Origin of the sequence: Kocuria salsicia, assembly GCF_007681555.1 — a bacterium.
GTDB classification, from domain to species: Bacteria; Actinomycetota; Actinomycetes; order Actinomycetales; family Micrococcaceae; genus Kocuria; species Kocuria salsicia.
The window spans coordinates 12,034-36,849 of record NZ_VELE01000006.1 but is presented as its reverse complement, the minus strand read 5'-3'; the positions used below and the strand labels follow the sequence as shown (position 1 = coordinate 36,849).

Sequence of the window (24,816 nt, the reverse complement as noted above, 5' to 3'; positions counted from 1 at the left end):
GTTGGCTGCGGCTTGCGCTGACGTCCGAACAACGGCGTTGCCTCTCAGCCACTCCATGTCACAGCGCACAGCAGAGGTTGTCGTGGATCACATGTCCGTGGCATGCTGTGGATACGATGTCATGGAAACGTTTCCATGACGCTGTCACCTGACACGCGAGCAAAGGAGCTTGGCGTGGCGCAGCTGCCCTCCACACCTCGGCCCCCGGCCACCCTGCGTGATGTCGCGGCGGCGGCGGGTGTCTCCGTGGCCACGGCGTCCCGCGTCCTGTCGGGAAACCCCGCCACGAGCTCCACCTCCCGCCAGGCGGTCACCGCCGCTGCGGCGCAGCTCGACTTCCACCCGAACGTCCAGGCCCGGGCGCTGCGCAGCTCGCGCACGGCGTCGATCGGTCTGCTGATCCCGGACATCAGGAACCCCCATTTCGGGGACCTCGCCCACTGTGTGGAGATGCATGCGCGGGAGCGTGGCCTCGTAACCCTGATCTCAGCGTCCGATGAGCGACTGGACACCCAGGAGACCGCCCTGCGGCTACTGATGTCCCACAACGTGGACGGTCTGATCGTGGTGCCCCAGGGTCGCCGCGACAGCCCCAGGGGACCGGAGGCGCTCGACGCCGTGGTGCAGCGCGGAATCCCTCTGGTGCTTGCGGACCGGATGGTCTCGGGTCTGGACGTGCCCGCCGTTGTCCCTGGAACGAACGGTCTCACCGACGCCGTGAACGAGCTGCTGGCACTGGGCCACGAGCGCATCGCGCTGATCGCGGGCCCGGCGACATCCTCCACGGGGCGAGAGCGGCGTCTGGCTTTCGACGCCGCGTTGGACGCGGCCGGGGCGACGCCGGATCCGGACCTGGTGCACGAGGGGGACTTCCAGCCCGCGTCCGGTCGAGAGGGTGTTGCACGTCTGCTGGGCCTGCCTCCGGGAAGACGTCCGAGTGCAGTGGTCATCGCGGACGGGCCGATGGCTGTGGGTGCGCTCGCAGCGCTGAACGAGCGCGGGGTCAGGATCCCGCAGGACCTCTCCGTGGTGGCACACGATGATCTCGACGCGTTCCGACTGTGCGATCCGCCGGTCTCGGCGATCGCGCAGGACATTGCCGCGATGGGGGCGGTGGCGCTGAACCTGCTGCTGGAACCACCCGCGGACGGTGAGGAACGCACGGTGCGGCAACCGACGCTGTTCATCCAACGGGGGTCCGTGGCCGAAGCAGGTCTCCAGAAGAGCACGACAACCATGGAAGGAGGCGATGACTCGTGAGTGAACCGCTGCTGCGGCTGGTGAACGTCTGCAAGGCGTTCGGTCCGGTCCGCGTGATCGAGGACGTCAGTGTGGACGTTCACCCGGGGCGGGTGACCGTGCTGCTGGGTGAGAACGGTGCGGGCAAGTCGACCCTCATCAAGATGATGTCCGGCATCTACCAGCCGGACGCCGGCGAGATCCACGTGGCGGGGGAGAAGGTCAGCCTGCCGGATGTTAAAGCCGCAGAGCGCCTGGGCATCGCCACGATCCATCAGGAGCTCAACCTGGTGCCCACGATGAGTGTGGCCCAGAACATCTCCCTAGGGCGGGAGCCCCGCCGGTTCGGGGTCGTGGACCGGAAGGAACTGGCCCGCACCGCCCGGGAGGCCATGGCGAGGATCGGGATGAACCTGGACCCGGCCGCGAACCTGGGCGAGATGGGCGTTGCCCGCCAGCAGCTGGTGGAGGTGGCCAAGGCACTGTCCCTGGACGCCCGGATCCTGATCCTCGACGAGCCCACGGCCGCCCTGACCGGGGCCGAGTCCGCTGCACTGTTTGCGGTCATGGACGAGCTCAAGGCTCGCGGGGTGGGCATGGTCTTCATCAGCCACCACCTGGACGAGCTCGCCCGCGTGGGGGACACCGTGGTGGTCCTGCGGGACGGACACGTGGTGACCGAGGTGCCGGCGAGCACGTCCGAGGACGAGCTGATCCGCCTGATGGTCGGTCGCCAGCTCAGCGAGCAGTTCCCCAGGCGGCCCCGCCGCAGGGACGCCGACGCCGAGGAGCTGCTGCGCGTGGAGGGCGTCTCCACCGGTGGTCTGGTCCAGGACGCCAGCTTCTCCGTCCACCGCGGAGAGGTCGTGGGTCTGGCAGGACTGGTCGGGGCCGGACGCACCGAGCTGGTCCGGGCGATCGCCGGCGCTGAGAAGCGCACCGGCTCCGTCACCCTCTGCGGTGAGGAGCTGTCCGCCAATGACGTGGGGGCCGCGGTACGCGCGGGCATCGGCCACGTGCCCGAGGACCGAAAGCACCAGGGCCTCGTGCTGGACGCCCCCGTCAAGCACAACATCGGCTACGCCACGCTGGGCCGCACGGCCAAGGCCGGGCTGGTGGACCGGGCGGGCCAGCGGCGTCGTGCGCAGGACGTGGCGCAGAAGCTGCGGGTGCGCATGCGGGACGTGGACCAGCACGTGCGGGACCTCTCCGGGGGCAACCAGCAGAAGGTGGTCTTCGCTCGCTGGGTGGTGGCCGGGTCCACCGTGCTGCTTCTGGACGAGCCCACGCGCGGTGTGGACGTGGGGGCCAAGGTCGAGATCTACGAGCTGGTCCGTGACGTCACGGATGCCGGCGGCGCCGTGGTGCTGGTGTCCTCCGAGCTGCCGGAGGTGCTGGGGATGTCCGACCGGATCCTGGTGATGTCCGAGGGGCGGATCACGGGGGAGCTGGAGGCGCAGGAGGCCACAGAGGACGCCGTGATGGCACTGGCCGTGTCCAATTCGCACAGTGACGCGAGCGCGGAACGCGCCATCGACACGTTGGAACGAGAGACGAGAGAACGAGCATGAACAGTACTGCAACCGGGATCTCGAGGCAGCGTGGCTTCGACCTCAAGAACTTTGCCGCGAACAACGGCGCCCTGATCGGGCTGATCGTCCTCGCCGTGGTCATGGCCATTGCCTCGCCTGCGTTCCTGAGCGCGCAGAACCTCGTCAACGTGGGGGAGCAGGTGGCGACGATCGCCATCCTGGCCTTCGGCATGACGTTCGTGATCGTGGCCGCGGGCATCGACCTCTCCGTGGGGTCGGTGGCGGCGCTGTCTGCTATGGCCTCCGCATCCATGGTGGCCGGATGGGGCCTGCCGGAGGTCTTGACCATCGTGGCCGGTCTGGTGGTCGGTGCCCTCGCAGGTGCGGTGACCGGCATCGCCGCGGCGTACGGGAAGCTTCCCGCGTTCATCGCATCCCTCGCGATGATGTCCGTAGCGCGTGGCCTGACCATGGTGATCTCAGACGGTCGTCCGGTCGAGGCTCCGAGCCAGGTTGCCGCTCTGGGCGGTGACCTGGGTCCCATCCCCGTGCCGATTGTGGTGCTGGTGATCGCCGGTCTGGTGGCGGCGTTCGTCCTGCGTTTCACCGTGGCCGGTTCCTACATGTACGCCGTGGGCGGCAACATCGAGGCAGCGCGGCTCTCGGGCATCCCGGTCAAGCGCGTGGTCGTGCTCGTATTCCTGCTCTCCGGGGTGTTCGCGGCGCTCGCGGGCATGGTCACCGCGGGGCGCTTGGATTCCGTGCAGCCGACGATCGGCACGGGTGCGGAGCTGGACGCCATCGCCGCCGTCGTGATCGGTGGGGCCTCCCTGTCTGGCGGAGTGGGCCGGATCTCCGGCACACTCGTGGGCGCACTGGTGCTGGCCGTGATCCGCAACGGCCTGAACCTGTTGAACGTCTCGCCGTTCTGGCAGCAGGTGGTGATTGGGGTGGTCATCGCCCTGGCCGTGCTCTTCGACGTGATCCGCCACAAGAACACCCGCTTGTGACGGAGGAGGCAGACACTATGACGCACTCGACACGGCGTACCTTCATCAGCCTGGCGCTGGCCGGGATTACCGGGGTGGCCCTCACGGGCTGCGCCTCCGGGGACTCCGCGCCCAAGGCCACGCTGGCGCTGTCCACGCTGTCCAACCCGTTCTTCGCGGACCTTCGCGACGGCGCGCAGAAGGCGGCGCGAACGGCCGGGATCGACCTCGCGGTGGTCAACGCGCAGGACAATCCCGAAAGCCAGCTCGACCAGCTGCGCACCGCGGCGGTCAACGGGTCCCGCGCGGTGATCGTCAACCCCGTGGACTCCGACGCTGCGAAACCGGCCGCCACCGCGGTCATGGACCAGGGCATTCCCCTGATCGCCGTGGATCGTGGAATCACGGACCGCACGCCGGGCAGCTTCATCGCCTCCGACAATGTGGCGGGCGGACGACAGGCGGCAACCCTGCTCGCGGGCCTGCTGGGCGGCGCAGGCAGGATCGCCGTGCTGGAGGGCCAGCCGGGGGCCTCGGCCACTCGCGACCGCGGGGCGGGTTTCCTGGAGGAGCTGCGCAAGCATTCCGGGCTGCAGGTTGTGGCCTCCCAGACGGCGAACTTCGACCGTGAGGAGGCGCTGGACGTCATGGCCAACATGGTCCAGGCCGCCCCGGACATCGACGCCGTCTACGCCCACAACGACGAGATGGCACTGGGTGCCGCGGTGGCCCTGGGGTCCCGTGCCGGCAAGGACGTGAAGATCATCGGGTTCGACGGCGGCGGGGACGCGCTCGAGGCGGTGAAGGCGGGCACCCTGTCCGGGACGATCGCTCAGAGCCCCGCTGAGCTCGGCCGCCAGGCGGTGCTGCAGGCGCTGCGAGCCATCGACGGCAAGCCGCTGCAGGAGAGCGTCCCCGTAGCGGTCACCACGGTGACGAGCAAGAACGTGGACGAATTCATGAACAAGGCCAAGGAGTCCTGATGCACCCCTCTCCCTCCGATTCGCCGTTCCTGGGGCCCGCCCGGCCCGTGGACGTGACCATCGTGGGGTCCACGAATGTGGACGTCACCGCCACGGTCCCGCGCCTTCCGGGTCGGGGCGAGACGCTTCTGGGCACCTCGCTGCTCTCCTCCCCGGGCGGCAAGGGTGCGAACCAGGCGCTTGCCGCCTCTCGTGGCGGTGCCTCGGTCCGTTTCGTGGGGGCGGTGGGGAACGACGACGCCGCACCCACCGCGCTCTCCCACCTCCAGGCCGACGGTGTGGACCTCTCCGCGGTCCTCACCCGCGAGGGCGTGCCGACCGGCACGGCCCTGATCTGGGTGGAGGACTCGGCGGAGAACTCCATCGTGGTGGTTCCGGGCGCCAACGGCAGCATCACGGCGCAGGACGTCGACCGGGTGGCCGAGCGCGGTGGGCTCGAGGGCGTCGTCCTGCTGCAGGGCGAAATCCCGGCGGAGGCCGTGACCCGGGCTGCGGAACGCGCCCCGGGGCGCGTGGTGGTGAACCTTGCTCCTGTGATCGAGGTGCCCCCCCGCGTGCTCACCGCCGCCGACCCGCTGATCGTGAACGAGCACGAGGGTGCGGAGGCTCTGCGGATCCTCGGGGGAGACCCGAAGGGCGCCAGCGAGGAGGAGGTCGTGGTGGCACTGCTCGCGGCGGGTGTCCCCAGCGTGGTCATGACGCTGGGCGCCCGCGGGGCCCTGGTGGCTGATGACTCCGGAGTCCGTGCCACACCGGCGGCCCGGGTGAGGGCCGTGGACACGACCGGGGCGGGCGACGCCTTCGTGGGTGCCGCCGCGGCACGGCTGGCCGAGGGGGCGGACCTGGGCGCGGCGGCCTCGTACGCGGCAAGGTTCGCGGCAGGAGCGGTGCTACGCGCCGGGACGCAGTCCTCTTACCCTCTGCGCGGCGCCGAGCTGCCTGAGCTGATCGCAGAGGGGCCGACGTGCTGAAGCGCGGGATCCTGAACTCGGAACTCAACCGGAGGCTGTCCCTGCTGGGTCACACGGATCTCACGTTCATCGTGGACGCGGGAATGCCCCTGCCGGTCTCCGACACCGTGGTGGACCTCGCCCTCGTGGCCGGTGTGCCCACGTTCTCGGACGTCTACGCCGCCGTCACGGGTGCCCTGGAGGTCGAGGGGGCCACGGTCGCCTCTGAGGCGAAGGGCCACGAGGCGTCGCAGCTGTGGGCGGGCCTCGAATGCCCTGTCCAGGAGGTCTCCCACGAGGCCCTCAAGGCCATGCTCGGCCGGGCCAAACTCATCGTCCGCACCGGCGAGTGCACCCCGTACGCGAACATCGCGCTGCGCAGCGGCGTGCCGTTCTGAGCCGGGGACGACGCCGCAGTGGCCGGGAAGAAGCCGGCCACCGCGTCGTCGTCGTCCGCCACTCGGCGGGAGCGCTCAGCCGCGCGCGCCCTGCTGCTTGTCGAGCGCGATGATGGCCAGCGCCTCGGTGCGAGTGGTGTGCAGGTTGTCGATGTCGCGCAGCGAGCGGTCCTTGGTCTCGGTGGCGGTGAAGGCGGCGATCGCGGCGATCAGGGCCGCGCCGCAGACCACGAGGGCCACGTTGAACCAGTTGTCGCCCGCGCTGCCCGCCACGGCGGTGGCGAGCGTGGGGGTGATGCCTCCGGAGATCGCGAAGCCGATCTGCGTGCCGAGCGCCAGGCCGGAGACGCGCACCCGTGTGGGGAACATCTCCGCGTAGAAGGCCGGCCACACGCCATTGGCCATGGAGTACAGCACGCCGGAGAGCAGTGCACCCAGCACGAAGATCATGACCCAGTTCCCCGCGGAGACCGCGGCCAGGTAGGGGAACATCAGCACGGCGGAGCCGATGACGCCGCCGATGAACACCGGCTTGCGCCCGATCCGGTCCGCGAGGGTGGCCCATGCGGGGATCGTGAACAGTGCCACGAAGTTGGCCAGCACGGACACCCACAGCATCGTGGAGCGCTCCAGACCCACCACTGAGGTGGCGAACGACAGGGACCACACCAGGAACACCACGTTCACCGTGTTGATCAGCGCGGCCGCGGCGATCCGGATCACGGCGGTCTTGTGGTACTTGAACATCAGCGAGAGCGGGGTGGCGGGCTTCTCCTCCGGCATCTCGGACTGGGCGTCCTCGAAGGCCGGCGGCTCCTCCAGGTGGCGGCGGATCAGGTAGGCGGCCAGGACCACCACAGCGGAGATCCAGAACGGGATGCGCCAGCCCCAGCTGAACAGCTGCTCCTCGCTCAGCAGCAGGGTGAAGGGGATGAAGACGGCGGTCGCGAGCAGGGTGCCGAACTGGGTGCCCTGCAGTGTCCATGAGGTGGTGACGGCGCGGTGGCGGTCGTCAGCGTGCTCCAGCGACACGGAGATGGCGCTCGCCTGCTCCCCGGAGGCCGAGAGCCCCTGGATCACGCGGCACAGCACGAGCAGCGCGGGCGCGAGCAGCCCCACCTGGTCGTAGGTGGGCAGGCAGCCCACCGCGAACGTGGAGCCGCCCATGAGGAACAGGGTCAGCATGAGTACGAACTTGCGCCCCAGGCGGTCGCCCAGCGGACCCATGATGAGCGCGCCCAGCGGGCGGACGATGTAGGCCACACCCACGGTCCCCATGGCGAAGAGGATGGCCGCACCCGGGGAGGTGTCCTTGGGGAAGAACAGGTGGTTGAGCACGAGCGCGGCGGCCGTGCCGTACACCGCGAAGTCGTAGTACTCGAGCGCGGAGCCCACCCAGCTGGCGAGTGCGGCCTTCCTGGGGGTCTTGGCGGGGCCGGAGTGCTCGGCACCCGTGGGGGCCGCGCCGTCGCGGCCGCCCGTTTCCGGGGGTGTGGTCATGAGCGTGTCCTAACGGGTGAAGAGGCAAGCACGAACGATGATTGCTGAATAATGAAAATCACTTCCGAATACTTGAAACCCCAGCATGGTGTGGGTCACACTGTTCGTCAAGTGGTTTCGCAAGAAGTTCGTCCGTGAAGCAGGAGCACCTCATGTCCCCCACCCCCTCCACGTCCGCGCGGCAGGACGTCGCGAGCCCGGTCCACGGGGCGGCGTCGCCCCGCCTGGACCGCGAGGCGACGTCGTCCGGGGCCTCCGCGGCGAACGGCACGTCCCGTGCCGGCGACCGCTCCGGCACGGTGCGCAAGGGTCTGGCCCTGCTGCCGCTGCTCGCCGAGCACCCGGACGGTGCCACGGCGAAGCAGCTGGTCGAGGACTCGGGCTACGCCTTCAGCACGTGCTACCGGCTGCTGTCCACGCTCGTGGACGAGGGCTACGCGGAGTTCGAACCGGAGACGAAGCGCTACCGGCTGGGGCTGCTGCTCTTCGCGATGGGCCAGAGGGTGGCCTCGGCGAGGGGCTGGGCCGGCACCGCGCTCCCTGTGATGCGCGAGGTGGTGGAGGCCACCGGTGAGAGCTGCCTGCTGGCCGTGCTGGACGGGGACCGCTTCCTGACCGTGCACACCGTGGACGGGCCCCACCACCGCACCACCACGGACCCCGGGGACCGCGGAGAGCTGCACACCTCCGCGCTGGGCCGTGCACTGCTCGCGTTCTCGGACCCGCAGACCCGGGAGCACCTCGTCGAGACGATCGAGATGCCAGCCCGTACGGAGAACTCGCTCACGGATCGGGACGGGCTGAGGGCCGAACTCGGCCGCGTCCGCGAGCAGGGCTGGGCGCTGCAGGACCAGGAGCACGACGATGACATGGCGGCCCTGGCCGTCCCCGTCCTGTCCCCGGGGGCTCCCGTGCGGGCCGCGCTCGCCCTGGCCGCCCCCGTCCACCGTTGCGACCCGCACGAGCTGGTGCAGCACCTGCCGCTGCTGCGGGAGGCCGCCGACAGGCTCGCCGCTCTGCTCCCGCAACGACGCTGAAAACCTGGGGCGGCGATGTCGCCGCGCACGTGCTCCACGAATCCCGCGGATCTCGCGCCCCACGCATCCTTCGGAAAGGGAATCCCATGTCCACTCGCAACGAGTCCTACCTGGTGGGGCTGGTCGGTGACGGCATCACCGAGAGCCTCACTCCGCCCATGCACGAGCGCGAGGCGGACCACCACGGTCTGCGCTACCTCTACCGCCCCGTGGACCTCGCGGTGATCGGCCGCCCGGGCGAGGACGTGGGGCAGCTGCTGAGCGCCGGTCGGGACCTGGGTTTCAACGCCTTCAACATCACGCACCCGTGCAAGCAGCTGGTGCTGGAGCACCTGGACGAGATCGACCCGCAGGCCGAGGCGATCCAGGCGGTGAACACGGTGCTGCTCCAGGACGGCAGGTTCATCGGCCACAACACGGACTGCTCCGGCTTTACCCGGGGCTTCGAGAAGGGGCTCGATGGCGTGGCGCCGGGCCGGGTGGTGCAGTTTGGCTCCGGCGGTGCCGGCTCCGCGGTGGCGGAGGCGTTGCTGGGCCTGGGCGCCGTGCAGCTTTCGCTGGTGGACATGGACGTGGCGCGCGCCGCGGAGCGGGCCGCGGAGCTGGCCGCACGCTATCCGCAGGCCACCGTGGAGTCGGTCACCGCCGCGCAGGCTCCAGGGCAGATCGCCGCGGCGGACGGGGTGGTCAACGCGACCCCCATGGGAATGCACCACCACCCGGGCGCCCCGTTCGACCTCGACCTGCTGCGGCCCACCCACTGGGTGGCGGACGTGGTCTACCTGCCCATGGACACCCCGCTCGTGCGGGCGGCCCGCGCGCTGGGCTGCGCGGTGCTGGACGGCGGCCACATGGCGGTGGGCCAGGCTGTCGATGCGTTTGCATTGATTACGGGAACGACGCCGGACAGCGCACGCATGCGCGCCCACTTCCTGCAGCTCACGGGCCAGGAGGCCCCGGCGGGCACGGACTCCGGCCACGTGCTCGGCGGTGATGCCCTGTGAGGACCAGCATCGCGACCGTGTGCCTGTCCGGCACGCTCGAGGAGAAGATGCGCGCCGCCGCGGCGGCCGGCTTCGACGGCATCGAGGTCTTCGAGCCGGACCTCGTGGTCTCCGACTCCTCGCCCGAGCAGCTGCGGGATCTCGCCGCCGAGCTGGACCTCTCCCTGGACATGTACCAGCCCTTCCGGGACGGCGTGGAGGTGGCACCCGAGGCGTTCCCGGACTCCCTGCGGCGGTTGCGCGTAAAGTGCGAGCTCATGAACCGGCTGGGCACCTCGGTGCTGCTGGTGTGCTCGAACGTGGCCACGGGAGTCCTGAAGGACGACGCCGCCATTGCGGAGCAGCTGCGCGCGGCGGGCGACGTCGCGGCCGAGTGCGGCGTCGACCTGGCCTACGAGGCCCTGGCCTGGGGCGCGCACGTGAACACGTGGCGCCACGCCCACCGACTCGTGGAGCTCGCGGACCACCCTCGCGTGGGCACGTGTCTGGACAGTTTCCACATCTTCTCCCGCGGGGACACCGTGGAGGGGTTGGAGGACTGCGATCCCCGCAAGCTCTTCTTCGTCCAGCTCGCGGACGCACCCCTGCTGAAGCAGGACGTCCTCTCTTGGTCCCGCCACCACAGGGTGTTCCCGGGCGAGGGGGACTTCGACCTGGTGGACCTGCTGGGACGGCTTCACGAGGTCGGCTACGCGGGCCCGGTCTCCCTGGAGATCTTCAACGACTCGTTCCGCCAGGCGGACGTGCACCGCACCGCGGTGGACGGGTTGCGCTCCCTGCGCTGGCTGGAGGACCAGACGGCGGACGCGGTCCGCGGGGCCGGCGGTGACCCGGACCGGGCGCCGCTCATGCTCACGGACCTCCCGGCACCCCAGGCGCCCCGCGCGTGGGACTTCCTGGAGCTGCGCACCCGCGAGCTCGGCCACGTCACCCGCATGCTGCACCAGCTGGGCTTCTCGCTCTCCGGCCACCACCGCTCCAAGGACTCGGTGCAGGCGTGGACGCAGGGCCCCGTGCGGATCGTGGTCTCGGAGGACCCCCGCGCCACGGCCCAGCCCACGCGGCTCGCGGCGCTCGGCTTCCAGGTCGCGGACCCGGACGTCGCCGCGTACCGCGCCGAGAGGCTGCTCGCCCAGACCGCGGACCGCGCCCAGCTGCCGGACGAGACCGTGCTGCACGGCGTCGTCGCCCCGGACGGCACCGAGATCTTCTTCGGGCCCTGCGGCGAGCAGGGCGTGCCCCCGTGGCTCGCGGAGTTCGGCGCGGACCCGCAGGACGACGCCCCGGCGTCCCTGCTCACGGGGGTGGACCACGTGAACCTCGCCCAGCCGTGGCAGCACTACGACGAGGCCGTCCTGTTCCTCACCTCCCTGCTGGACCTGCACCCCGCGCCGTCCCAGGACGTGGCGGGCCCCTCCGGGCTCGTGCGCTCACAGGTCATGCGCTCGGCGGGCGGCGCCGTGCGTATCCCCCTCAACGTGGCGCCCATGGCTGCCGAGCAGGTCGCCTTCACGGGGGCGGCGTACCCGGAGCACATCGCGCTCGCCTGCTCGGACATCGTGGCCGTGGCCCAGCGGGCACGACGCCGCGGCCTCGCCTTCCTGCCGGTCCCCACCAACTACTACGAGGACCTCGTGGCCCGCTTCGACCTGGACGCCGACTTCGTGGGGATGCTCGAGTCCAACGGTCTGCTCTACGACCGGGACGAGACCGGCGAGTTCCTGCACTTCTACACGCCCACGCTCGGGGAGGTGTTCGTGGAGGTGGTGCAGCGTCTCGACGGCTACGAGGGCTTCGGCGCACCCAACGCACCGGTGCGCCTGGCGTCGCAGTACCGGGAGCTGGCCCGGCGCGACATGACGAGGTCATGACGAACTCCGGAGTCACCCCGCCCGCCGCTTCCCCGGAGCCCGACGCCGCTCTGCTCGCCGATCCGCTCGTCTCCCGGCTCGCGCGCGAGGAGCCCGTGACCTGGTGGAACGACGCCGCCTCGGACACCATCCGCGGTCTCGCCGCCTCCGGCGTGGACCCATCCATCGTGGCCGACGCCGCCGCGCGGCTGGAACGGTTCCGGCCGTGGATCGCCGCGACGTTCCCGGACACCGCTGCCGCCAGTGGACTCATCGAGTCGCCCCTGCACGCGGCTCCCGCGTGGCGCGCAGACCAGGCCCCCGCGGTCGGGCGCGTGCTGCTCAAACGGGACGACATCCTCCCCGTGAGCGGCTCCGTCAAGGCCCGCGGCGGGGTGCACGAGGTGCTGCAGTACGCGGAGGCGCTCGCCGTCGGGCACGGGCTGCTGGCCCTGTCGTCCCCCTCCCACTTCACAGCTGCTGGGGAAGACGTGGACTACTCCGTCTTCGCCACCGCGCCCTTCCGGAAGCTCATGGGTGGGCACCGCGTGGTGGTGGGCTCCACCGGCAACCTGGGGATGTCCATCGGGATCATCTCCTCCGCGCTGGGACTGCAGGCCACCGTGCACATGTCCACGCACGCGCAGCAGTGGAAGAAGGACCTCCTGCGCTCCCGGGGCGTGGAGGTGGTGGAGCACGTCACCGACTACACCGAGGCCGTGGCCGCCGGACGCGCCGCCGCGGAGCAGGACGAGACCGTGCACTTCGTGGATGACGAGCACTCCCTGAGCCTCTTCGCGGGGTATGCGGTAGCGGGGGCCCGCGTTGCCTCGCAGCTGCGAGAGCAGGGTGTTGCGGCGGACAGCGAGCACCCGCTGGTGGTGCACCTGCCCTGCGGGATCGGCGGTGCGCCGGGAGGCGTGGCCTACGGGCTCAAACGTGAGTTCGGTGACGCCGTGCACTGCGTGTTTGTGGAGCCCACGCAGGCCCCGTGCATGCTGCTGGGCGTGCGCACCGGCCGGCACGACGGGATATCCGTGGCGGAGCTTGGTCTGAGCACCCGGACCATTGCGGACGGGCTGGCCGTGGGCAGGCCCTCCGGCTTCGTGGGGCGCGCGGTCCAGAGGCTGGTGGACGGCTACGTCACTGCGACCGACGAGCAGATGTCCGTGCAGGTCAGGGCACTGCACAGGGCTGAGGGCATGGTGGTGGAGCCGTCCGCCGCGGCTGCTCTGGAGTCGATCCGGCGGGTCTCGGAGGAGGGCGAGCCCTTCGGTGCCGCACCGGAGAACATCACCCACATGGCGTGGCTGACCGGTGGCGGGATGCTGCCGGAGGAGGTGCGGGCGCGCTACGTGGCGTGACGCGGAGTCGTCGTCCCCGGGTGCGCCAGCCAGAGAAAGCAGCGGTCAGCCGCGGTGAGCCGCAGTCAGCCGCGCCCCTCCCGCGCGTAGACCCACTCAGTCCCTGCCCACCGTGCGGAAGTACCACGCGTAGAACGCGGTCCACCCGGCGGCGAAGATCGTCCAGCGCACCCCTTCCGGGGTGTGGGGGCGGAGGGACCGGAGCAGGGCGGAGATCGCGCCGACCGCCGTCGTGACCACCACGAACCGCGGCGCCCGGGCGGGAACGGACCATGCCAGGAACGGCAGCAGCGGGTCCCCGCGCAGCCCGGCGGTGCGCGCGTAGAGCTTGTACGGGGTGCCCCGCAGCGGCCCCAGGAGCACGGCGACGAACCCGCGCGAGGCCATGTCCCGCTCCACCCGTTCCACCATGGCGGGGGAGACGGCGGGCAGCCGGGTCAGCAGCCCGGCCGAGCGCCCCGCCGGAACTCGCCCGCCCCAGCGGTGCATGAGCGCCCCGCCCACCACGGCCCCGGCCGTCGCGGAGACGGTGCTCGCCAGTCCCCGCCGGAGGTTCTTCACGGCCAGCGCGGAGAGCCACATGTCCGGCACCACGAAGAACCCCGTGGCCTCCGCGAAACCCCAGAGCCCGGCGACCACGTGGTCCCTGCGACGACCAGACGTCCTGTCCACGGCACTCTCCTCAGCGGTCTTGATTGCTGCCCTGTGGACATCCAACCCCACAGGACCGTCCCCCCTGCCACTGTTGCCTCGTGTCCTCAGGGCGCAAATTCTGTGAAAATGCATGAGGAACCCATGAGACGAGGAGCGACATGTCCCCCACCGGCCCCCTGCGCCGCCCCATTCCCCAGCGCACCGCCGGGTGGGCGACCGCTGCCGCCTCGACCCTGCAGCGCGCCGGCATCCGCCCCAACCACGTGTCCGTGGCGTCGGTGGTCACAGCACTCGTGGGCTGCGGCTTCCTGGTCGTGGCGGGCCACGCAGACGGCGCACTGCGCGCGGTCGCGCTGCTGCTCGCCGCTCTCTGCATCCCGCTGCGGCTGCTGTGCAACATGCTGGACGGGATGCTCGCCGTCGAGGGCGGTCTGCGGACCCGTACCGGGGAGCTGTACAACGAGGTGCCGGACCGTGTCTCGGACCTCGCGCTTCTCGCGGGAGCGGGCTGGGCGGCGTCGTCCGTGACGGGCGGTGTTGCCCTCGGGTGGCTCGCCGGCAGCCTCGCCGTGCTGACCGCCTACGTGCGCACGCTCGGCGTGAGCGTGGGGTGCGCGCAGCAGTTCGGAGGAGTGCTGCCCAAGCAGCGCCGCATGTGGGTGCTCATGGGAGGCATCCTCCTGAGTCTGGTCGAGCCCCTGCTGGGGTGGCAGCCCGGGATCGTCCTGTGGCTCACGCTCCTGGTGGTGGCGCTGGGCAGTGCGCTCACCGTGGCCTCCCGGCTGGGCGCGATCTCCCGCGAGCTGCGGGCCCGGGGCTAGGCCGTGACGACCATCGGCCTGCTCGGCCCGCAGAGCTGGCGCCTGGTGCTCGGACTGCTCGTGGTCCTGGTGCTGGCCACGCTCGCGGCCGAGGCGATGTACCGCCGCACCCGCTCGGACGGGCTGCGGACCACGCTCGTGAACGTGCGGCAGCGGATCGTCGCGTGGTGGCTCATGGTGGGTGTGCTCGTGGGCGCCCTGGCGCTCGGCGAGACCGCGGTGGTGCTGCTGTTCCTGGCGCTCTCGCTGGTGGCCATGCACGAGTTCGCGGACCTGATGCCGCGAGGGGAACGGGACCAGCGGGTCATGGTGTGGATCATGGCCGTGCTCAGCCCCCTGCACTTCTGGTTCCTGTGGCAGCACTGGTACGGGATGTACGCCATCTTCATCCCCGTCTACGTGTTCCTGTTCCTGCCCGTGCTGCTGGCCCTGTCCGGGCGCACGGAGTCCTTCCTCCACAGGGCCGCGCTGAGCCAGTGGGGGCTCATGGTGTGCGTCTACGCGCTGAGCTACCTGCCCGCGGTGCTCCAGCTGCCCGTGGTGTTCCGGGACGGCAAGGCTGCGGCGGACGGCTCCCCGGTGGGATCCGGCGGGCCGGAGGCCGGGGCGCTGCTGCTGTTCCTGGTGGTCGTGGTGCAGGGCTCGGACGTGCTCCAGTACCTCTGGGGCAAGACTGTGGGGCGGCACAGGATCGCACCCACCGTGAGTCCCAACAAGACGTGGGAGGGGTTCGTCGGAGGGATCCTCTCGGCGACGGCGCTCGGTGCCGCCCTGTGGTGGCTCACCCCGTTCACGCCGTGGCAAGCCGCCGTGCTGGCTCTGCTCTCGTGCCTCCTCGGATTCGCGGGCGGCCTGGTGATGAGCAGCCTCAAGCGGGACCGCGAGATCAAGGACTTCGGCACGCTCATCCCCGGCCACGGCGGCATCCTGGACCGCATGGACTCCCTGATCTTCGCCGCCCCGGTGTTCTTCCACCTCACGAGGTTCTTCTTCGCCGGGTGAGGTGGGGCGCGGGCCGGGTCCCGGGCTGCGTCGTCGCGGGGGTCCTGCGTGCGGGGCACGACGACGCCGCTCCGTCCGTCCCTGCCGCGGCCGCACCTTCCGCGCTGCTACCGGCACCGTCCACTCGCGGCCCCCCGGGTACGACGACGGGCCCGCAGGATCTCTCCCGCGGGCCCGTTCGCCGTGGTCGCATGACCGTCATGACGGGACGCCGTCAGACCGTCATGATGTCGAACCGTGGTGCCGTCAGTTCTCGGAGTCCTTCTTCTCGTCGGACTTCTCGGACTTCCCGCCGTGCTCCAGCACCACGTTGTCCTGGTTCTGGCCGGTGGCCACCTGGATCTTGCGCGGCTGGGACTTGGGGGAGACGGGGATGCGCACCGTGAGCACGCCGTTGTCGTAGGCGGCGGTGATGTTCTCGGTGTCGATGCCCTGACCCAGGTTCAGCTGGCGCACGAAGGAGTGGTTGCGGCGCTCCCGCACGATCCACTTGGTGTCCTTCTCTGCGGAGGGCAGGCGGCGCTGAGCGCGGATGGTCAGCAGCTGGCCGTCCACGTCCACGTCCACGCTGGACGGGTCGATGCCCGGAAGGTCAGCCGCGAGGAAGTAGTCGGAACCCTGGCGGTAGAGGTCCATGGGCATCTGCTCCAGCCCGTTGCGGCTGGAGAGGACCTGGTTGGCGAAGTTCTGGACCTCGGAGAACGGATCGAAAGTAGCCATGATGTCTGCTCCTTGCATGCGTGGCGCCACCGTGAGGTGCCCCGCCGTCCTGTTCATCCCCTGGAAGTGGAGCCTTCACGTTTCTTGAGTCCCTGTGACTCAACTACTGAAAAGATAGCACTCACCCCAAGTGAGTGCCAAGACCCTGCGCAGCAAAGTTGAGCGGATTCAGCTCAAGGCGCACAAGTGCCCAGAGAACTCCGCAGGGGGACCCGAAAGGGTGGGGCGGGCGGCGTCGTCGTCCCTAGGATCGGAGGTGCCCACCATTCCGGCACGGACCCAGGAGGCAGCGGTGCCCAAGGCGAAGAAGAACGGCCACGCGATCCAGGACGAGATCCCGTCCACGCTGCGGCGCTCGGACGAGAAGGCGCAGGACACGTTCGCGCAGACCTACGACGCCGCGCAGGACGAGTACGACGACGACGCCCGGGCCGCCCGCACCGCGTGGGCCGCCGTGAAGCACACCCACGAGAAGGTCGGGGACCGCTGGGAGCCCAAGGAGGAGAACGGCCCCTCGGACGCGAGCGCGGAGAAGGGTGGGCTGAACTCCGAGGACACCGCCGGGGGAGTGGATGCGAACGCCACGAAGGAGCACCTCTACGGGATCGCTCAGGAGCTGGACGTCCAGGGGCGCTCGGAGATGAGCAAGGACGAGCTGGTGGCGGCCATCGAGAGGGCGAACGAGAAGAAGACGCGGGACGCGCGGTCCTGAGCCTCGCGCGCTCGGGGGGCGAGCGGCGTCGTCGTCACCGGCGCGGGACCCCGCGAATCTGAGGTGTAGAGATGACGGCCCAGCGGCACAGAATCCGGGTACTTCTACACCTCAGATGTCAGACCGGCCGCACCGGGGGACCGGCCGCGGCGCTAGAGCTGCCGCGCCAGGAACACCGAGGCCGTGGTGGCGTCGTGGAAGGACTCCACCGACTCGTAGCCGCGGTTGCGGAACATCGCGACGCCCTCGGTCATCTCCGGGTTGAGAGAGACCACGGCGGTGGTGGCACCGAAGGAGCGCGCCTTGTTCTCCAGGGCGCGCACCAGGGTGCGGGCGTGGCCCTGCCCGCGGTGCTCGGGGGTGACCCAGATCCGACGCAGCTCCACGCGCTCGTCGTCGATCCTGCGGACGGCCCCGCACGCGATCACGGAGCCGGTGACCAGGTCCGTCATGAGGAAGAAGTCGCCGTGCGGCGGGGTGACGTCCTCGGGGCGGGTGACCTCGGTGAGCTCCGGGTCGAAGCCGCCGTCGATCCTGTTGTCCAGCTCGCTGAAGTAGGAACTCAGGGCCTGGAGCGTGTGCTCGCTGGCGGCCTGACCCTCCACGATGCGAATCGGTGCGGTGGCATTCATCCCACCATGGTGGCACCTCGGTGTGCTGTTCACCAGCGGCCCGCTCCTGTAGCTTTCGTTCGTGACCGAGACCCGCAGCCCCCAGAAACCGCGCCTGTCCGTGCTGGTGCCCACGCCCCTGCTGATCACGGAGATCACGGAGCCGGCGGCGTACCGCAACCGCAGCCCGCACGAGTCGGACGTGCACATGCACCCCGGTGGGCAGGGCCTGTGGGTGGCGCGCATGGCCGGCTCGCTCGGGGCGGACGTGTCCGTGAGCGGCCCGTTCGGCGGTGAGCTGGGCGCCCTGATCCGCTCGATGCTGGACGGGCTCGGCATGCAGGTCAACGCGGTGCGCTACGGCTACGGCAACGGCGGCTACGTCTACGACCTGCGCGGCGAGGACCGGGAGACCGTGGCCCACATGCCGCCGCCCGAGCTCTCCCGCCACGAGCTGGACGACCTCTACGGCACGGCGTTCGTGGATGCGCTGGCCTCGGACGTCCTCACCGTCACGGGAGCGGAGCCCGGGGACGTGGTGCCCGCGTCCTTCTTCGGCCGCCTCATCCGGGACACCCGGGATGCCGGAACCACGGTGGTCGCCGACGTCAGCGGTGCCCCGGCGCTCGGGGCCGTGGACGCGAAGGTGGACGTGCTCAAGATCAGCCACGAGGAGGTCCGGGACCTGGACCTGGGCTCGGATGACACCCCGGAGTCGCTGGTCGAGGCGGGCCGGATGCTCTTGGAGCGTGGCGCGGGTGCCGTGGTCGTCTCCCGCGCGAAGGACCCTGCCCTGCTCGTGGAGAAGAACCGGGTGCGGGAGGTCTCCGCGCCGTCGATCACCCCACTCGACCACCGCGGCGCCGGGGACTCCATGACCGCGGGGATCTCGGTGGGGCTCGCCCGGGGCCTGGACCTGGTGGACGCCGTCGCGCTCGGGGCCTCCGCCGGGGCACTGAACGTGGCCCGCCGGGGTCTGGGAACGGGCAACCGCACGACCATCGAGAAGTTCGCCCGGCAGATCACCGTGCGCACCGTCTCCTGAGGCGTCGCGCCGGACCTGCCCGCACTGCCCCGTTCCGTCCGGTACCGCGTGCTCCCGTCCGGATCCACCCTGGCCCGCTCGCACGCCGCGTGCCACCATGGTGCCCATGCACATCCTGGTCACCAATGACGACGGCATCTCCTCCGCGGGACTTGCGGTTCTCGCGCAGGCAGCCCTGGACCGCGGGCACAGCGTCACGGTGGCCGCCCCGGCCGAGGAGTACTCGGGTGCCAGCGCCTCGCTGTCCGGTGAGGAGGTCGATGGCCGCATCGCCCTGGTGGAGGCCGCGCCGCCGAACATGCCCCACGGTGTGGAGTGCGTGGGTGTGAAGGCCGCCCCCGCTCTGATTGCCTTCCTGGCCTCCTACGGCGCGTTCGGCAAGCGCCCGGACATGGTGCTCTCCGGGGTGAACCTGGGGGCCAACACGGGCAAGGCCACGTTGCACTCGGGGACGGTGGGTGCGGTGCTGACGGCCGCGTCCCACGGCATCCCCGGGATCGCCGTCTCCATCACCTCGGGCGCCCCGCAGCACTGGGACACGGCCCTGCTGGTCACCCGCTTCGCGCTGGAGCACTGGGAGGACCGGCCTTTCGACGAGTGGATCCTCAACCTCAACGTCCCCGACGTGGCCCCCGGGCGATTGCGCGGTCTCAAGCCCGCCCACCTGGCGAGCTTCGGGGCGGTGCAGGCGCAGATCGGCCGCGGGGACGAGAAGCACATCGCGGTCACCTACAGCGCGGAGACCGGCCCGGAGGAGCCAGACAGCGACCACTACCTCCTCACCCACGGCTGGGCCACGGCCACGCTGCTGCGCGCCCCGGTGGACGACCGCTCCCAGGACACCCACGCCGTCCCCCGCGAGGACCTGGGGACCACGGCCCCCACGCCCTTCTGGGACGTCACCCTTGCGGGTCTCACGGACGACGACGCCGCGGTCCCGGGCGCAGGGGACGTCCCCGTGGACGCGGCCACCGTCATGCGCCGCACCTGAGCTCACGCCGCCACGGGAAGATGCACCCGCATGGACCGGGCGGATAGAGCTCGCGCCAGCACAGGTGCCGCCGGGCAGGAGCCCACGGGAGGGCGCACCGGCACGAACCATCTTTGAAGGCCTGACCACGGCGCGGACACCTGCGGCGCAACCGCAACCGGGTGACGTCGAGAACGACCCCGCCCCGATCCGCAGGGACTTGATTGCGCTCGCCGCGGGGCTTGTGGTCTTCGCCGGGGCAGCCTGCTTGCGGCACTGTCCGGCACGGCGGGGACACTGATCGCAGCTCGTGCCGTCCAGGCGCTGGGTGCGGCGTTCATCATGCCGTCCACCCTGTCCACGGTGAACGCCCTGTTCCGTGGGACGTCCCGTGGGTTCGTGTCCGCCGGTCCGCCCTGCTGGACCTGGACCTCTTCCAGCTGCGCACGTTCTCGTGGGGCCACCTGGCCGCCGCCATGGCGGTCGGCGCGTTCATCTCCGGTGCCTCCGCCCGTCACCTGGCCGCCCGGTTCGCCGCGCCGGGGACGGTCCTGATCGGGCTCGGTCTCGAGGTGGTTGGCGTGGTGGTGCTGGCCCTGCTCATGGGGCCGAGCACCTCCGCGTGGCTCGTCGCGCTGCCGCTCGTCGGCTACGGCGTGGGCCTCTGCCTGGCCTCCGCCCAGCCGACCGGAACCGTGCTGCGGGACGTGACCGTGGCGTCGTCGGGCCAGGCATCCGCAACGCAGAGCACCGTGCGCCAGATCGGCTCGGCGCTTGGCACCGCCTTCGCGGGCGCGGCGCTGTCCGTGTCGATGGGCCTGACGCTGCCCTCCGCACTGACCGCCACAGGATCCACCCACGCCACCCAGTGGGCCCTCGTGATAGCCACCGGGTTCATCCTGCTGGGCTTCCACGGGGCCCTCCAGGTCCGCAGGGCGGCCCGCCGGGACTCGCCGGAGGCCCCGGCGGCAGGAGATTCTGAGAGCAGATCCTTACTACCCGCACACGGGGTGGCGGGCGGCCGTGGCATGGCTGGCGTACTTCTTTTTCTTCTTGGGGCTTACCGCGTTCATCATTCTCATGGTTCCGGACCACGAGTTCGGGTGGTACTACGTGACCTACACCGCCGCGTTCGCCACGTTCAGCGTGATCATCCAGTTCTTGAGCCGCAGGGCTCGCTCACGAATGCTGGAGAACACGGGGCAGATACCGCCTGCTGAGAAGACCGCGGTCGACGACTCCCGGGGTTAGATTCCCATCCCCCGCACTGCCGGAATCGCATGCCACCGGGAGAGGGGCGCGAGGTCCTCGACGTCCTCCACGCCGTCGAGCGGCTGCCAGCGCAGCTCCTCGATCTCGGCTGCGGGCGTCGGCGTGCCCTCCAGCGGGACGGTGCTGAGGAAGACGTGACTGTGCAGGGCGTGGCCCGGCTCGTTCGCGGCGTCCGTGTGCCACTCGCCCACCGTCATCAGGTCCGCGGGGGACAGGTCCAACCCCAGCTCTTCGCGCACCTCGCGGACGCCCGCCTCCACGGGTGACTCCCCGGCCTCGGGCTTGCCCCCGGGGAACATGAACATGGACGTCCCGCGCTTGCGCACCGTGAGCACGTGGCCGTCTCGGGCCCGGCGCAGCACCACGCCGGTGACCTTGATGACGGGGCGGGCGTCGTCGTCGGCGGGGGAAGCCGAGGCGGTTGGAACAACCGGAGCAGCCGGGGGACTCGAAGAGGACGCGAGGGCACCCGGGCGAGCATCATGGGAAGCGGACATGCCCGCCAGTCTAAGGAGACGCCGTGACCAACCCCCTCAGCGAACTGCCCGTGCCCTTGCTCCAGGCGCCCATGGCGGGCGGGCCGTCCACCGCGGCGCTCGCGGTTGCCGTGGCCCGGGCCGGCGGGCTGGGGATGCTCGCCGCCGGGTACAAGACCGTGGAGGCCATGGCGCAGGAGATCCGGGAGGTCGCCGTGAAGACGGACCGCTTCGGCGTGAACCTCTTCGTCCCTGAGCAGGACCCGTCCGACCCTGGGGAGCTCGAGGCCTACGCCCGCGCACTGGCCCCGGTGGCTGCTGAGCTTGGCGTGGCCGCGCCGCAGCCCGGCGAGTTCTCCGACGACCACTACGCCGCCAAGCTCGACCACCTCGCCACCCACTCCGTACCGCTCGTCTCCTTCACGTTCGGGCTGCCGTCCCCGGACGACGTCGCCCGGTTGCGGTCCGCGGGCACGGTCGTGGTGCTCAACGCGACCGACGAGGCCGAGGTCCGCGCGGCGCTGGTCCTGGACCCGGACGCGATCGTGGTGCAGGGGACCGAGGCCGGGGGCCACCGGGCCACCCACGGCCAGGCGAAAACCCCCCTGGAGATCTCCACCGCGGACCTCGTGAGTGCGGTGCGGGAGACGACGGCGCTGCCGCTGATCGCCGCGGGCGGTGTGGCCGACCGGGAGACCGCGGAGGACCTGATGGAGCGCGGCGCGGACGCCGTGCAGGTGGGCACGCTGTTCCTGACCACCGAGGAGGCGGGCACCAAACCGGCGCACCGCGAGGCACTGCTGAGCGGGAGGTTTGGGGAGACGGTGGTGACCCGGGTGTTCTCCGGGCGGGCGGCTCGGGCGCTGCGCAACGCGTTCACCGACCGGCTGGAGGTCGAGCAGATCAGCGGCTACCCGCAGGTCCACCACATGACGGCCCCGCTGCGGGCGGCCTCCGCGCAGGACCCCGCGGGGTTGAACCTGTGGGCCGGAACGGGCTTCGCGGCGTGCCGGGAGACCACCGCGACGGACGTGGTGGAGCAGTTCAGGGGGTTGTGACCGCCGTTCGGAGGAGGTCATCGCACCCGCGGCCGGCCGCCGGTTGCCGAGCCGAGCACGCACCGAGGAGATCTGCCGCGGTCACTGGGACGCTCTCGGGCACGTGCTCCGGCCGAGCCGCACGGCGTTTCGCGGCACGTGCCAGCTCGGCGATGCTTACCATACGTATGGTAGGTTGCACCGCATGACGACCAAACCCGAGATCCTCGACCGCGCGCTGGACGTGCTGCGCGCGGGGGATGCCCTGACGCTGGACGCCGTGGCGCGCGCCGTCGGCATCACCAAGCCCGGGGTGGTGCACCACTTTCCCACCAAGGACAGGCTCTCCGTGGCCGTGGTGGACCACCTGCTCGACCACTGGGAGACGGAGTTGATGCATCGCGCGGGACCAGACCCGGACGCCGTCACACGCCTGCGCGCCTACGTGGAGTTCGCGCTGCTGAACGAGCTGGACCCGGCGGACCTCGCCGTCCTCGCAGACTCACGGCTGCGTCCCGAGCTTGCCGCCCGGTGGAGCGAGCGCATGAGCGAGTGGTTCGGGGACTCCGACCGCCCGAACATCGTGGCAGCCCGCCTGGTGGCGGACGGTGCGTGGATCGACCGCTGCCTCGGGATGCTGGACCTGGACGAGGACCATCGGCGCGCCGTCGTGGACGTGACCCTGGGCCTGGTAGGGGACGGCCCCACGGCGGAAGGCCTCGGGGCAGAGGGGGCGGACTCGTGAAGAAGTGGCTCTTCCTGGTCCTCGCGATCGGCTGCGAGGTGACCGGCTCGCTGTCCATGAAGGCCGCCGTGGAGTCGCCCGGCTTCTACGCCCTGGCCACGCTCGGCTACGTGGGCGCGTTCGTCTGCCTGTTCGTCTCGCTGCGCAGCGGCATGAGTCTGGGCGTGGGCTACGGCATCTGGGGCGCCGCCGGGGTGGCCGCCACCGCCGTGATGTCCATGCTGATCTTCGGCGAGCCCATCACCCTGCTCATGGGCGTGGGTCTCGTGGCCGTCATGCTGGGCGTGCTGCTCGTGGAGGTCGGCTCACAGCTGGACAGGCGGGGCGGGGCGGACCAGAGCGGGGCGGACGACGGCCGGACGCCCGGGAGCATCCGCTCGACCCCCACCGCAACGGAGGCCACCCGATGACCGCGTTCCCGCTTCTGCTCCTCGCGCTGGCCATCCTCTCGGAGGTCACCGCCACGGTCTGCCTGCGCATGGCGAGCGCGGGCGGTGGGAGGTGGTGGATCGGTGTGGTGGCGGGCTACCTCACCGCCTTCACCCTGCTGGCGGCGGTGCTCGCCCAGGGCATGGCGCTCGGGGTGGCGTACGGCATCTGGGCCGCCGCCGGGGTGGCGCTGACGGCGGTGATCAGCCGTCTCGTCTTCAAGGAACCCCTCACGTGGGTCATGAGCCTGGGGCTGGTGCTGATCGTGGGCGGCGTGCTGCTCATCGAGACGGGCGCGGCCCACTGAAGGAGGTGGGCTCGGGCGCGGCCCACTGAAGGAGGTGGGCTCGGGCGCTACTGTGGGATCAGTCATCGGCCCGCAACGGTAGCCCGCTCACCCCATGGAGGCACCATGCCCACTCAGAAGATCGTGGCCCCACCGGCCAAAGCCGCCATGTTCCTGGTCCTCACCGTCAACGAGGGCGCGGAGGCCCAGGTGGCGGATGTCCTGACCGGCGTTTCGGACCTCACCAAGGCGGTCTCGTTCCGTGTGCCCACGAGCAACCTGCTGTGCGTGGTGGGCATCGGGCACGACGCCTGGGGTCGGCTCTTCGACGCTCCGCTGCCCAGGGACCTGCACCCGTTCCGGGAGTTCCACGGGGAGGTGCACTCCGCACCGGCCACCCCGGGGGACATCCTCATCCACCTGCGCGCCGGCACACAGGACGTGTGCTTCGAGCTCGCCAAGCAGCTGATGAGCAGGCTGCGCCCGTACACGCGGGTGCAGGACGAGGTCCACGGCTTCAAGTTCTTCGAGGAGCGGGACCTGCTGGGCTTCGTGGACGGCACCGCCAACCCGGAGGACGAGGACGCCCAGTCGGCCGCCGTGGTGGGGGACCAGGACCCCTCCTACCGTGGGGGGAGCTACGTGCTCGTCCAGAAGTACCTGCACCAGATGGACGAGTGGGAGGCCCTGTCCACGGGTGAGCAGGAGCGGGTGATCGGGCGCTCGAAGCTCGAGGACATTGAGATGTCGGACGAGCAGAAGCCGGCGAACTCCCACGTGGCACTGAACGACCTCGACGACGTGGACGGCCACGCCCGCGAGATCATGCGGGACAACATGCCGTTCGGCGAGGTGGGCTCGGCCGAGTTCGGCACCTACTTCATCGGCTACGCCGCGGACCCCGCGGTCACCGAGACCATGCTGGAGAACATGTTCATCGGCAACCCGCCGGGCACGTACGACCGTATCCTCGACTTCTCCACGGCGGTCACGGGCGGCCTGTTCTTCGCCCCGCCCAGGTCCTTCCTGGACGACCCCACCACGGTTCCCGCCCAGGACACCTCCTCCGGTGCCGACGCCCCGGACGACGACGCTGTGCCCGCCTCCCCTGTGCCCGCCGCCTCAGCGGACGGCTCCCTGGGCATCGGCAGCCTGAAGCGACCCTGACACGAGCCGGACCCACCACACGA

26 protein-coding genes are annotated in these 24,816 nt (G+C 70.7%); 21 read left to right on the top strand and 5 right to left on the bottom strand.

Annotated elements, in window-relative coordinates; all coding sequences use genetic code 11:
• The first annotated feature begins 135 nt into the window (after positions 1 to 135).
• From FS770_RS09455 to rbsD, 6 genes are read left to right on the top strand one after another with little or no spacing between them, the layout of a single operon-like run.
• Positions 136 to 1,260: a LacI family DNA-binding transcriptional regulator gene (locus FS770_RS09455; RefSeq protein ID WP_186366743.1), complete on the top strand. Its 1,125-nt coding sequence runs from the start codon at positions 136 to 138 to the stop codon at positions 1,258 to 1,260.
• Complete coding sequence (locus FS770_RS09450) at positions 1,257 to 2,810, top strand: sugar ABC transporter ATP-binding protein (protein WP_144943003.1); 1,554 nt, start codon at positions 1,257 to 1,259, stop codon at positions 2,808 to 2,810. The genes FS770_RS09455 and FS770_RS09450 overlap by 4 nt, the downstream gene beginning before the upstream one ends.
• Positions 2,807 to 3,781, top strand: coding sequence for an ABC transporter permease (locus tag FS770_RS09445; protein ID WP_144943002.1), 975 nt, complete (start codon positions 2,807 to 2,809; stop codon positions 3,779 to 3,781). The genes FS770_RS09450 and FS770_RS09445 overlap by 4 nt, the downstream gene beginning before the upstream one ends.
• Positions 3,782 to 3,798: 17 nt before the next feature.
• Positions 3,799 to 4,743, top strand: coding sequence for a substrate-binding domain-containing protein (locus FS770_RS09440; protein ID WP_144943001.1), 945 nt, complete (start codon positions 3,799 to 3,801; stop codon positions 4,741 to 4,743).
• Positions 4,743 to 5,714 (top strand): ribokinase, encoded by a 972-nt coding sequence (locus FS770_RS09435; RefSeq protein WP_145011358.1) that lies wholly within the window; start codon positions 4,743 to 4,745, stop codon positions 5,712 to 5,714. The genes FS770_RS09440 and FS770_RS09435 overlap by 1 nt, the downstream gene beginning before the upstream one ends.
• Positions 5,708 to 6,091, top strand: coding sequence for a D-ribose pyranase (gene rbsD / locus FS770_RS09430; RefSeq protein WP_144942999.1), 384 nt, complete (start codon positions 5,708 to 5,710; stop codon positions 6,089 to 6,091). Before FS770_RS09435 ends, rbsD begins: the two co-directional genes overlap by 7 nt.
• 75 nt (positions 6,092 to 6,166) lie before the next feature.
• Here the strand turns inward: rbsD and FS770_RS09425 are convergent, their stop codons facing one another.
• Complete coding sequence (locus FS770_RS09425; RefSeq protein WP_144942998.1) at positions 6,167 to 7,591, bottom strand: MFS transporter; 1,425 nt, start codon at positions 7,589 to 7,591, stop codon at positions 6,167 to 6,169.
• A 134-nt stretch (positions 7,592 to 7,725) separates the two neighbouring features.
• Here FS770_RS09425 and FS770_RS09420 point away from each other — a divergent pair, with 134 nt between their 5' ends.
• From FS770_RS09420 to FS770_RS09405, 4 genes are all read left to right on the top strand, one after another.
• A complete protein-coding gene (locus FS770_RS09420; protein WP_244944858.1) occupies positions 7,726 to 8,628 on the top strand; it encodes an IclR family transcriptional regulator in 903 nt (300 codons plus the stop codon).
• Between the two features lie 86 nt (positions 8,629 to 8,714).
• On the top strand, positions 8,715 to 9,632 hold the full coding sequence (locus FS770_RS09415) for a shikimate dehydrogenase (protein WP_144942996.1): 918 nt from the start codon (positions 8,715 to 8,717) through the stop codon (positions 9,630 to 9,632).
• The gene (locus tag FS770_RS09410) at positions 9,629 to 11,503 is read left to right on the top strand and encodes a bifunctional sugar phosphate isomerase/epimerase/4-hydroxyphenylpyruvate dioxygenase family protein (protein ID WP_145011355.1); all 1,875 of its coding nucleotides are present in this window, start codon (positions 9,629 to 9,631) and stop codon (positions 11,501 to 11,503) included. The genes FS770_RS09415 and FS770_RS09410 overlap by 4 nt, the downstream gene beginning before the upstream one ends.
• On the top strand, positions 11,500 to 12,846 hold the full coding sequence (locus tag FS770_RS09405; protein WP_145011352.1) for a D-serine ammonia-lyase: 1,347 nt from the start codon (positions 11,500 to 11,502) through the stop codon (positions 12,844 to 12,846). Before FS770_RS09410 ends, FS770_RS09405 begins: the two co-directional genes overlap by 4 nt.
• A 96-nt stretch (positions 12,847 to 12,942) precedes the next feature.
• On the opposite strand, the gene FS770_RS09400 is transcribed toward FS770_RS09405, so the two are convergent.
• The gene (locus tag FS770_RS09400; RefSeq protein WP_145011349.1) at positions 12,943 to 13,518 is read right to left on the bottom strand and encodes a hypothetical protein; all 576 of its coding nucleotides are present in this window, start codon (positions 13,516 to 13,518) and stop codon (positions 12,943 to 12,945) included.
• Between the two features lie 140 nt (positions 13,519 to 13,658).
• Here FS770_RS09400 and FS770_RS09395 point away from each other — a divergent pair, with 140 nt between their 5' ends.
• The gene (locus FS770_RS09395) at positions 13,659 to 14,321 is read left to right on the top strand and encodes a CDP-alcohol phosphatidyltransferase family protein (protein WP_144942992.1); all 663 of its coding nucleotides are present in this window, start codon (positions 13,659 to 13,661) and stop codon (positions 14,319 to 14,321) included.
• A gap of 3 nt (positions 14,322 to 14,324) precedes the next feature.
• Positions 14,325 to 15,323 carry a phosphatidate cytidylyltransferase gene (locus FS770_RS09390; protein WP_244944857.1) on the top strand — a complete coding sequence of 333 codons (999 nt, stop codon included), beginning with the start codon at positions 14,325 to 14,327 and terminating at the stop codon, positions 15,321 to 15,323.
• 246 nt (positions 15,324 to 15,569) lie between these two features.
• Here the strand turns inward: FS770_RS09390 and FS770_RS09385 are convergent, their stop codons facing one another.
• On the bottom strand, positions 15,570 to 16,043 hold the full coding sequence (locus FS770_RS09385) for an Hsp20/alpha crystallin family protein (protein WP_144942991.1): 474 nt from the start codon (positions 16,041 to 16,043) through the stop codon (positions 15,570 to 15,572).
• Between the two features lie 292 nt (positions 16,044 to 16,335).
• Between FS770_RS09385 and FS770_RS09380 the strand changes: the two genes are divergently transcribed.
• Positions 16,336 to 16,755, top strand: coding sequence for a ChaB family protein (locus FS770_RS09380; protein WP_144943059.1), 420 nt, complete (start codon positions 16,336 to 16,338; stop codon positions 16,753 to 16,755).
• A 152-nt stretch (positions 16,756 to 16,907) separates the two neighbouring features.
• Here the strand turns inward: FS770_RS09380 and FS770_RS09375 are convergent, their stop codons facing one another.
• Positions 16,908 to 17,387, bottom strand: coding sequence for a GNAT family N-acetyltransferase (locus tag FS770_RS09375; protein WP_145011346.1), 480 nt, complete (start codon positions 17,385 to 17,387; stop codon positions 16,908 to 16,910).
• Positions 17,388 to 17,448: 61 nt separating this feature from the next.
• Here FS770_RS09375 and FS770_RS09370 point away from each other — a divergent pair, with 61 nt between their 5' ends.
• The 3 genes from FS770_RS09370 to FS770_RS14120 all read left to right on the top strand — a co-directional run bounded on the left by FS770_RS09370 (position 17,449) and on the right by FS770_RS14120 (position 20,601).
• Positions 17,449 to 18,411, top strand: a complete 963-nt coding sequence (locus FS770_RS09370; protein WP_145011343.1) for a 1-phosphofructokinase family hexose kinase — start codon at positions 17,449 to 17,451, stop codon at positions 18,409 to 18,411.
• Positions 18,412 to 18,517: 106 nt separating this feature from the next.
• On the top strand, positions 18,518 to 19,402 hold the full coding sequence (surE, locus tag FS770_RS09365; protein WP_145011340.1) for a 5'/3'-nucleotidase SurE: 885 nt from the start codon (positions 18,518 to 18,520) through the stop codon (positions 19,400 to 19,402).
• A 455-nt stretch (positions 19,403 to 19,857) separates the two neighbouring features.
• Positions 19,858 to 20,601 (top strand): MFS transporter, encoded by a 744-nt coding sequence (locus tag FS770_RS14120; protein WP_244944856.1) that lies wholly within the window; start codon positions 19,858 to 19,860, stop codon positions 20,599 to 20,601.
• A gap of 27 nt (positions 20,602 to 20,628) precedes the next feature.
• Here FS770_RS14120 and FS770_RS09350 read toward each other — a convergent pair whose 3' ends face one another.
• Positions 20,629 to 21,150, bottom strand: coding sequence for an NUDIX hydrolase (locus FS770_RS09350; RefSeq protein WP_144942987.1), 522 nt, complete (start codon positions 21,148 to 21,150; stop codon positions 20,629 to 20,631).
• Between the two features lie 23 nt (positions 21,151 to 21,173).
• Between FS770_RS09350 and FS770_RS09345 the strand changes: the two genes are divergently transcribed.
• The 5 genes from FS770_RS09345 (at position 21,174) to FS770_RS09325 (ending at position 24,793) form a co-directional block, all read left to right on the top strand.
• A complete protein-coding gene (locus FS770_RS09345) occupies positions 21,174 to 22,187 on the top strand; it encodes an NAD(P)H-dependent flavin oxidoreductase (protein WP_145011337.1) in 1,014 nt (337 codons plus the stop codon).
• 184 nt (positions 22,188 to 22,371) lie between these two features.
• Positions 22,372 to 22,911 (top strand): TetR/AcrR family transcriptional regulator, encoded by a 540-nt coding sequence (locus FS770_RS09340; RefSeq protein WP_145011334.1) that lies wholly within the window; start codon positions 22,372 to 22,374, stop codon positions 22,909 to 22,911.
• Positions 22,908 to 23,321 (top strand): DMT family transporter, encoded by a 414-nt coding sequence (locus tag FS770_RS09335; protein ID WP_145011331.1) that lies wholly within the window; start codon positions 22,908 to 22,910, stop codon positions 23,319 to 23,321. The genes FS770_RS09340 and FS770_RS09335 overlap by 4 nt, the downstream gene beginning before the upstream one ends.
• On the top strand, positions 23,318 to 23,647 hold the full coding sequence (locus tag FS770_RS09330) for a DMT family transporter (protein ID WP_145011328.1): 330 nt from the start codon (positions 23,318 to 23,320) through the stop codon (positions 23,645 to 23,647). Before FS770_RS09335 ends, FS770_RS09330 begins: the two co-directional genes overlap by 4 nt.
• A gap of 105 nt (positions 23,648 to 23,752) precedes the next feature.
• Positions 23,753 to 24,793, top strand: coding sequence for a Dyp-type peroxidase (locus tag FS770_RS09325; protein ID WP_145011325.1), 1,041 nt, complete (start codon positions 23,753 to 23,755; stop codon positions 24,791 to 24,793).
• Positions 24,794 to 24,816 lie beyond the last annotated feature (23 nt).

Excerpts from the sequence above, each read along its gene's own strand:
- surE (WP_145011340.1), top strand. The coding sequence starts at position 18,518 with ATGCACATCCTGGTCACCAATGACGACGGCATCTCCTCCGCGGGACTT.
- FS770_RS09325 (WP_145011325.1), top strand. The coding sequence starts at position 23,753 with ATGCCCACTCAGAAGATCGTGGCCCCACCGGCCAAAGCCGCCATGTTC.
- FS770_RS09350 (WP_144942987.1), bottom strand. The coding sequence starts at position 21,150 with ATGTCCGCTTCCCATGATGCTCGCCCGGGTGCCCTCGCGTCCTCTTCG.
- FS770_RS09435 (WP_145011358.1), top strand. The coding sequence starts at position 4,743 with ATGCACCCCTCTCCCTCCGATTCGCCGTTCCTGGGGCCCGCCCGGCCC.
- FS770_RS09340 (WP_145011334.1), top strand. The coding sequence starts at position 22,372 with ATGACGACCAAACCCGAGATCCTCGACCGCGCGCTGGACGTGCTGCGC.
- FS770_RS09385 (WP_144942991.1), bottom strand. The coding sequence starts at position 16,043 with ATGGCTACTTTCGATCCGTTCTCCGAGGTCCAGAACTTCGCCAACCAG.
- FS770_RS09455 (WP_186366743.1), top strand. The coding sequence starts at position 136 with ATGACGCTGTCACCTGACACGCGAGCAAAGGAGCTTGGCGTGGCGCAG.
- FS770_RS09445 (WP_144943002.1), top strand. The coding sequence starts at position 2,807 with ATGAACAGTACTGCAACCGGGATCTCGAGGCAGCGTGGCTTCGACCTC.
- FS770_RS09405 (WP_145011352.1), top strand. The coding sequence starts at position 11,500 with ATGACGAACTCCGGAGTCACCCCGCCCGCCGCTTCCCCGGAGCCCGAC.
- FS770_RS09395 (WP_144942992.1), top strand. The coding sequence starts at position 13,659 with ATGTCCCCCACCGGCCCCCTGCGCCGCCCCATTCCCCAGCGCACCGCC.
- FS770_RS09330 (WP_145011328.1), top strand. The coding sequence starts at position 23,318 with ATGACCGCGTTCCCGCTTCTGCTCCTCGCGCTGGCCATCCTCTCGGAG.
- FS770_RS09440 (WP_144943001.1), top strand. The coding sequence starts at position 3,799 with ATGACGCACTCGACACGGCGTACCTTCATCAGCCTGGCGCTGGCCGGG.
- FS770_RS14120 (WP_244944856.1), top strand. The coding sequence starts at position 19,858 with ATGGCGGTCGGCGCGTTCATCTCCGGTGCCTCCGCCCGTCACCTGGCC.
- FS770_RS09415 (WP_144942996.1), top strand. The coding sequence starts at position 8,715 with ATGTCCACTCGCAACGAGTCCTACCTGGTGGGGCTGGTCGGTGACGGC.
- FS770_RS09425 (WP_144942998.1), bottom strand. The coding sequence starts at position 7,591 with ATGACCACACCCCCGGAAACGGGCGGCCGCGACGGCGCGGCCCCCACG.
- FS770_RS09375 (WP_145011346.1), bottom strand. The coding sequence starts at position 17,387 with ATGAATGCCACCGCACCGATTCGCATCGTGGAGGGTCAGGCCGCCAGC.